This is a genomic window from Actinomadura sp. NPDC048032 (assembly GCF_040653175.1).
Classification (GTDB): domain Bacteria; phylum Actinomycetota; class Actinomycetes; order Streptosporangiales; family Streptosporangiaceae; genus Spirillospora; species Spirillospora verrucosospora.
On record NZ_JBEZJP010000422.1, the window covers coordinates 1 to 7,195 of the forward strand.

At 76.0% G+C, this 7,195-nt stretch carries 5 protein-coding genes and 1 pseudogene; 2 read left to right on the forward strand and 4 right to left on the reverse strand.

Annotated elements, in window-relative coordinates; all coding sequences use genetic code 11:
* Positions 1 to 93 precede the first annotated feature (93 nt).
* Positions 94 to 867, forward strand: coding sequence for an MgtC/SapB family protein (locus AB0C69_RS35040; protein ID WP_345180251.1), 774 nt, complete (start codon positions 94 to 96; stop codon positions 865 to 867).
* 22 nt (positions 868 to 889) lie between these two features.
* Here AB0C69_RS35040 and AB0C69_RS35045 read toward each other — a convergent pair whose 3' ends face one another.
* Entirely contained in the window at positions 890 to 1,078 is a 189-nt protein-coding gene (locus AB0C69_RS35045) for a hypothetical protein (RefSeq protein ID WP_345180249.1), read from the reverse strand.
* A gap of 49 nt (positions 1,079 to 1,127) precedes the next feature.
* Positions 1,128 to 1,679 (reverse strand): hemerythrin domain-containing protein, encoded by a 552-nt coding sequence (locus tag AB0C69_RS35050; protein ID WP_360359502.1) that lies wholly within the window; start codon positions 1,677 to 1,679, stop codon positions 1,128 to 1,130.
* A gap of 108 nt (positions 1,680 to 1,787) precedes the next feature.
* Here AB0C69_RS35050 and AB0C69_RS35055 point away from each other — a divergent pair, with 108 nt between their 5' ends.
* The gene (locus tag AB0C69_RS35055; protein WP_360359505.1) at positions 1,788 to 4,499 is read left to right on the forward strand and encodes an AAA family ATPase; all 2,712 of its coding nucleotides are present in this window, start codon (positions 1,788 to 1,790) and stop codon (positions 4,497 to 4,499) included.
* Here AB0C69_RS35055 and AB0C69_RS35060 read toward each other — a convergent pair.
* Positions 4,496 to 5,371 (reverse strand): arylamine N-acetyltransferase, encoded by an 876-nt coding sequence (locus AB0C69_RS35060; protein WP_360359508.1) that lies wholly within the window; start codon positions 5,369 to 5,371, stop codon positions 4,496 to 4,498. The genes AB0C69_RS35055 and AB0C69_RS35060 overlap by 4 nt on opposite strands.
* A gap of 27 nt (positions 5,372 to 5,398) precedes the next feature.
* Positions 5,399 to 7,195: pseudogene (locus AB0C69_RS35065) on the reverse strand (AfsR/SARP family transcriptional regulator); the annotation flags it as partial.

Here is a 7,195-nt window from a genome sequence, read left to right on the forward strand (position 1 = left end):
GGCGGCCTCCCGTCTGCTGCCGCCCGGCCGGCGCGCGTGCCGGCCGGCGCGGTTCGGCCGATGGACAACGGAAGAGGGAGGGGTGGTACGAGGGTGTTCGAATTGTCCCCCGGGCAGGGTTGGGTGGAGATCGGCGAGCTGCTGCTCGCCATGGTGCTGTCGGCCGCGATCGGGCTGGAACGAGGGCTGCGCAACAAGAGCGCGGGACTGCGCACGCACACCCTCGTCGGCGTCGGTGCGGCCCTGTTCATGCTGGTCAGCAAGTACGGCTTCGAGAACGTCCCCGGGAACGTCTCGCTGGACCCCTCCCGGGTGGCGGCGCAGATCGTGTCCGGCATCGGGTTCATCGGCGGCGGGCTGATCTTCGTCCGCCGGGACGCGGTGCGCGGGCTCACGACCGCCGCCGTCGTGTGGGTGACGGCGGCCGTCGGCATGGCGGCCGGCGGCGGGCTGCCGGTCCTCGCGGTGGCGGTCACCGCGATCCACTTCCTCGTCGTGTACGGGCTCAGCGGGTTGACGAAGAGGCTTCCGCTGGAGCGCTACCGCCGGGCCGGGGTCGCGCGGCTGCGGATCGTCTACGGGGACGGGCGGGGCGCGCTGCGGCAGGTCCTGATGGAGGCCACGCGGCGCGACTTCGTGATCCTGGAGGTCCACGTCGACCGCGACCACCTGCCGGACGACTCCGACCGCGGCCGCGACGAGCGCCGGGACCGGCGCGAACCCGACCGGCGGCGCCCCGGCAACGCCGTGGTGACGCTCACGCTGGAAGGGACGGGCTCGGTCCCGGAACTCGCCGCGGTCCTGAGCGAACTGCAGGACGTCGTCGGCGTCACGGTCGGGGCCGACCGCGACGACGACAGCGAGTGAGGGGCACGGCGCCCCGGGCGGCTCAGGGGACCTCGGTCTGCGGGCTGTAGCCGTCGTCCTCCCCGCCCGGGGCGTCGGCCTCGGCGTTCGGCGGGTCGGTGGGGCCGGGCGTGTGCTCGCCCCCCACGTCGGCGTCGTCCTCCTGCGGCGCCCCCGCCTCGGCGCGCCGGTCGGCGAGCGGCTTGTCCTCGTCGTTCTTCCGGTGGGTCATCGCACCTCCTCAAGGGAGGGACGGCCCGGCGGGGCCGCCCCCGGGACGGTCAGCCGCGCGCCTTGCCGATGGCGTCGCGGACGCGGTCGGCGACGGCCGCCACCGGCCCGACCGCGAGGTTCTTGGTCGGCGACTCCGTCCCCTGGTGGGGATGGGTCGGCGCGATCGCCTCCGCGGCCCTGACGGCCTTGGCCATGCCGCGCATCTGCTCGGGCGTGGCCTCGCGGGCGATGCGCGGGAACTCCTCTTTCTCCTCGTGCGAGGCGTGCGCCGCCAGGTCCCGGTGGAACCTGGCGAACGTCTCCTCGAAGTCGGCGGACTCCGGGTCCATCTTCTCCAGGTCCGACAGAACGCCCTTGGCCTTGTTCTCCTCCTCCAGCCGCGCGTCCACCACGCGGGAGCCGTCCCCGCGCCGGGCGAACGGGTGGACGACCTCCTCCTCGGCGGTCTCGTGCACGGCGAGAAGCCTGCGCAGCCGGTCGAACGCGTCCTTGCGCACCTTGCCGTGGTTCTTCTCCACGGTCGTGGCGAGGTGGCGGATCTCCTCGTGCTGCGCGAGCAGCAGATCGACGACGTTCTCCTTGGTGGCCTGGTCGGCCATGACAACCTCCTGTCGGTGTTCGGCGCCGGGGGCGTACGACTCGTGGCGATACCCGAGGTGAGGGCTTCAACCATCCGGGCGCCGCGGCGGGCTGAGTAGGGTGAGCGCATGCTGTACGGGCGGGACGGGGAACTGGCCGCGATCGACGGGCTCCTCGACCGGGCCCGCGCCGGGCGCAGCGGCGCCCTCGTCCTGCGCGGCGAGGCCGGGATCGGCAAGTCCGCCCTCCTCGACCACGCCGCAGGCGCCGCCGACGGCATGCGCGTCCTGCGCGGGACGGGCGTCGAGACCGAGAGCACCATGCCGTACGCGGGCCTGCACCTGCTGCTCGGCCGCCACCTCGACCGGATCGGCGGCCTCCCGGACGCGCAGGCCGAGGCCCTGCGCGCGGCCCTCAACATGGGCGGCCCGGAGGCCGAGAGCGACCGGTTCCTCGTGGGGCTCGCGGTGCTGACCCTGCTGTCCGACCTGGCGGAGGAGCGGCCGCTGCTCTGCCTGGTCGACGACGCGCACTGGATGGACGGCTCGTCCGCCGAGGCGCTGCTGTTCGCCGCCCGCCGCCTCGACGCCGAGCCCATCGCGGTCGTCTTCGCGGCCCGCGACGCCGTCGCACCGGAGTGCGCCGCGCCGGAGTTCGTCGCGCAGGGGCTGCCCGAGCTGCGCCTGCGCGGCCTCGACGAGGACGCGGCGGCCGGGCTGCTGGCCGAGCGCGCCCCCGACCTGCCCGGCCACGTCCGGCGGGAGATCCTCGCGGGCGCGATGGGCAACCCCCTCGCGCTGCTCGAACTGCCGGGCCGGGGCGGCCACGGGTCGGCCTACGAGCGGATCCTGCGGTCGTTCGCCGAGCGGATCGCCGCGCTGCCCGGGCCGGCGCGCGGGCTCGTCCTGCTCGTGGGGGTGGACGATCTCGGCGACGCCGGGGTGGTGGTGAAGGCGGCGGGCCGGTTCGGCGCCCCCGCCTCCATCGGCGACCTGGAGCCCGCCGAGCGCGCGGGCCTGCTGCGCACCACGCCCGACGGGCGGCTGGAGGTGCGGCACCCGCTGATCCGCACCGCCGCCGTGCGGGAGGCGACGCTCGGACAGCGCCTCGCCGCCCACCGGGCGCTGGCGGAGGCCTACCTGGAGCGCGGCGACGTGTGCCACCACGCCTGGCATCTGGCCCGCTCGGTGACGGAACCGGACGAGCGCGTCGCGGCCGTCCTGGAGAGGACCGCCGAGACCGAGCGGAACGCGGGCGGCAACACGGCCGTCGCCGCCATGTACGAGGCCGCCGCCGGTCTCACCCCGGACCCGGCCGAGCGCGGCCGGCGGCTGGCGGCGGCGGCGCGGGCGTCGGCCGACGCGGGGCTGCCCGAGCGCGCCGTCGAGCTGGCGGCGCGGGCGGAGCCCGACCTGCCGGACCCGCTGGCGCGGGCGGAGCTGACGCTGATCCGGGCGTCCCTCGCCGACGAGCAGGACCGGGCGGCGGACGCCCACCGCCTGTTCGCCGAGACGGCGGCGACGGTCGCGCGGGTCGATCCCCGCACGTCCGGCTACCTGTACTTCCAGGCCGCGGTGGCGGCCGCCAACGCGGGCGACTTCGCCGCGATGGACGGCTTCGCCGCCGAGGGCGCGCGCCTCGGCGTCCCGAACGCGCCGCACCTGCGGGCGCTGAGCCGGGTGTTCGCCGGGCAGAACCCGCTCGCGGACGCGGAGCCGGCCGACGGCGTGGCGGCGCTGCGCGAGCTGATGGACGCGATGAGCGCCTGCTACGCGCCGCGCGAGCGGATCCGCGCGGGCATGTGGCATCTCATGGTCGGTGACGTGCGGGGCGCGGCCGAGGTCGCGGCGGAGCTGGAGCGGCGCTTCCGCGACCGGGGCGCGATCGGGCTGCTCGCGCCCGTGCTGATGCTCCGGACCCGGACCGACCTGCTGCTCGGCAGGTACCGCGACGCGCTGACCGGAGCGACCGAGGGCGTGCGGATCGCCGCCGACACGGGCCAGCACCGCATCCGCGTCTACCTCGACACCGGCCTGGGGCAGCTCGCCGCGATCCAGGGGGACGAGGAACGCTGTCTGGAGCTGACAGAAGAGGCGCTGTCACGCGGACTCCCGCCGAGCAACGTGCACGCCGCCGCCGCGCGCAGCCTGCTCGACCTCGGGCTCGGCCGGTACGACGCGGCTCTGGAACGTCTTGCCGACGTCGTCGCCGGGCCCTCCCGGCAGGGCGCCATCGCCGCCCTGCCGGACCTTGTCGAGGCGGCCGTCCGCGCCGGTGCCCCTGAGCGCGCGCGGGACGCCGCCGACTGGTACGGCGATTGGGCCGCGCAGACCCAGCAGCCCTGGGTGCAGGCCATCGCGGCACGCTGCGCGGCCCTCCTGACCCCGGACGACCCAGACCCGCTGTACTCCAAGGCCCTCGCCCTGCACCGCGAGGGCGGCACCCCCTTCGAGCAGGCGCGCACCGAGCTGCTGTACGGAGAGTGGCTCCGGAGGTCACGCCGCCGGAACGACGCCCGGGCCCGGCTGCACGCGGCGCTGGAGGCGTTCGCGCGGCTCGGCGCGGCGCCGTGGGCCGACCGCGCCCGGGCCGAACTGCGCGCCGCCGGGGAGAGCCTCACGGGCGGTCGAGACGACCAGGCCTCCCCGGACGACTACGCCGCCCGGCTCACCCCGCAGGAACTCCAGGTCGCCCGGCTGGCGGCGACGGGCCTCAGCAACCGGGAGATCGGCGCGCAGCTGTTCCTGAGCCCCCGGACCGTCGGCTACCACCTCTACAAGGCCTATCCCAAGCTCGGCGTCACCACGAGAGCGGCCCTGGCCCGCCTCGACCTGGGCTAACTCCTGGCGCGGACGAAACCGACGAGGCGATCCGCATCCTCCTTCTCCAGGACGATCCCGAAGTCCTCGGCCAGCGTCGCCGGCAGCTCCTCGGGGGCGAGCGCGCGGGCCTCGACGCTCCCGCCCGGACGGGTGGTGGTCAGCTTCGTGCCGTCCAGCACGCGGAGGGAGCCGGACGAGAACCTCTGCACGAAGGGGCGGGTCGTGAACGGGGAACGCGGGCTCGTCGAGACGTAGTGGCTGCCCACCTCGAAGTCGATGCGGAACACCTCGTTCAGCACGAACGTGTGGCGCCGGACCCAGCCGTCCGGGCCGCGCTGGTGCAGCTCCCATTCCGCCGTCTCCGGCGTCCAGGCGGTGACGGTGCGGCCTCGGCGGAGCCGGAAGCCCCAGCCGTCCTGGACGGCCTCCTCGCCGTCCACGAGCCGCAGCGGCTCCAGCGGACCGGCGCCGAACCCCACGTCGCACAGCCATGCCGGCTCGTCCCGCGACGCGTCCGGCGGGCGGACGTGCAGGAGCGCGTGCGTGGCCGGAAGGACCTTCGCCGCCCCCATCGTGACCCGCCCCGCCACCGCCGCGACCTCGTACCCGAGCCTCTCCAGCACCGCCGCGAACAGCCGGTTGTGCTCGAAGCAGTAGCCGCCGCGCGGACTCTCGACGAGCTTCGCCTGGACGGCGTCCAGCGACAGGTCGACCGGCCGCCCGAGCATGATCTCCAGGTTCTCGAACGGGATGGACGTGACGTGCGCGCGGTGCAGGGCCCGCAGCGTCGCGGCCGTGGGGGCCAGGCCGCCGTCGTGGCCGACCCGCTTCAGGTAGCCGGGCAGGTCGAGCAGCTCGCCCTGCCATCCGTAGCCGAGATCCTCGCTCATGTCTCCCTTTCCCCCGGCCCGAACCGATCAGCCCGCCGGTGCCGATCGTCCCGGTGACGCCGGACCACCGGTCTTGGCGACAACGCCGGAGGCGTCCCGGATCCTCCCGGCGATCCGGTCGACGTCGCGCCGCTCGCCGGGCGGCAGCGCGGCTCCCGCCGCCGCGCGGAGCCCGCCGGCCTCGGCGAGCAGCCCGGCCGCGGCCGCGTGGTCGCCCGCCAGGGACCGGGCACCGGCCAGCCCCTCCAGCGCGAGCGCGATAGCGCGCGGGTCGCCGACGGCGCGGGCGGCGGCGAGCCCCTCGGTGTGCAGGGCCAGCGCCCGGTCGGCGTCGCCGCGCTCCTCGGCGACGAAGCCGAGCTGGGCGTGCGCGAACGCCAGGCCCGCCGTCCCGCCGATGCCGCGCAGCCAGTCGAGCCGGGCGCGCAGGTGCCTCTCGGCGGCGTCGAGGTCGCCGCGGGCCCGCGCGACGAGCCCGAGCCCGACCTCGGCGAACTCCTCGGCCGACCGCGCCATGTGCCGCCGCGCCAGGTCCAGGGCGCGCTCGTGCAGGTCGCGGGCCTCGTCGAGGGCGCCGGTGAGGAGCGCGACGCGACCGAGGCCGGCCAGCCGGAACGAGGCCTCCGGCCACATCCGCGACTCCTCGGCCAGCCGGAGCCCGTCGCGGAGCAGCCGGGCGGCCTCGGCGTAGTCACCGGTGATCTCGGCGCGCCGGACGAGCGCGTCGGACGCCTCCAGCCGCCCCCACGGGTCTCCGATCTCGGCGAACAGCGCGGCGCTCCGCACGGCGTCCCTCTCCATGGAGCCCAGATCGCCATGCCCGACGGCCAGCTTGGCCCGTGTCGCGAGCGCGGCGGCTGTGAACCAGCGGTCGTCCCGCTCCCGGAACACCGCCAGAGCGCGGTCGACGCGTCGCTCGTTCTCGGTCAGATCTCCGTACGCCCAATGGACGTGGCTCAGAAGCCACTCGGCCCTGGCCTTGGCGAACGGGTCGTCGTGTTCGGCCAGGGCGGCCTGCCGAAGCTCTTCCGAATCGGCGCTTTCGCCGACCAGCATGGTGAAGGCGGTCAGCCACGTCGCGGCCTCGGTTCTGGCCGGTGACGCCTGCCGGTCGGCGGACAGGGCCCCGGCGAACGCGCGGCGGGCCTCCCCGAAGCGGCCCCGCAGGTACCAGTACCAGGCGAGCGCGTTCACGAGCCGGAATCCCGTCCCGTCGCTCAGCGCGGCGCGCAGGTTCGCGGCCTCCTCGTCGAGCAGCTTCAGCCAGCGCCCCTGCTCGGGCCCGCGCAGCCGCTGCGCGGCCTGTTCGGCCAGGCCGGTGTAGTGGAGGACGTGGCGGCGGCGGAGCTCGTCCTCCTCGCCCGCCTCCCGCAGGCGTTCCAGCGCGTAGGCGGCGACCGATTCCAGCAGCCGGTACCGGCCCTCCTCCGTCCGGACGACGAGGGAACGGTCGACCAGCCGGGCGAGCACGTCGACGCCGGTGTCGCCGACCGCCTCCGCCGCGTCCAGCGTGCAACCGCCCGCGTGGACGGCGAGGCGCCGCAGCGCGACCCGCTCCGGCCCGGTGAGCAGCTCCCAGCTCCAGTCGATCACCGCGCGGAGCGTCCGCTGCCGGGTCGGGCCGCCGCGCCGGCCGCCCGCCAGCACGCGGAAGCGGTCGTCCAGCCGCGCCGCCAGCTCCCGCGCTCCGAGCGCGCGGACGCGGGTCGCCGCCAGCTCCAGCGCGAGCGGCACCCCGTCCAGGCGCCGGCAGATCGCCGCGACCCACGGTGCCGTCCCGTCGTCGAGCGCGAAGCCGGGGGAGGCCGCGGCGGCCCGCGCGAC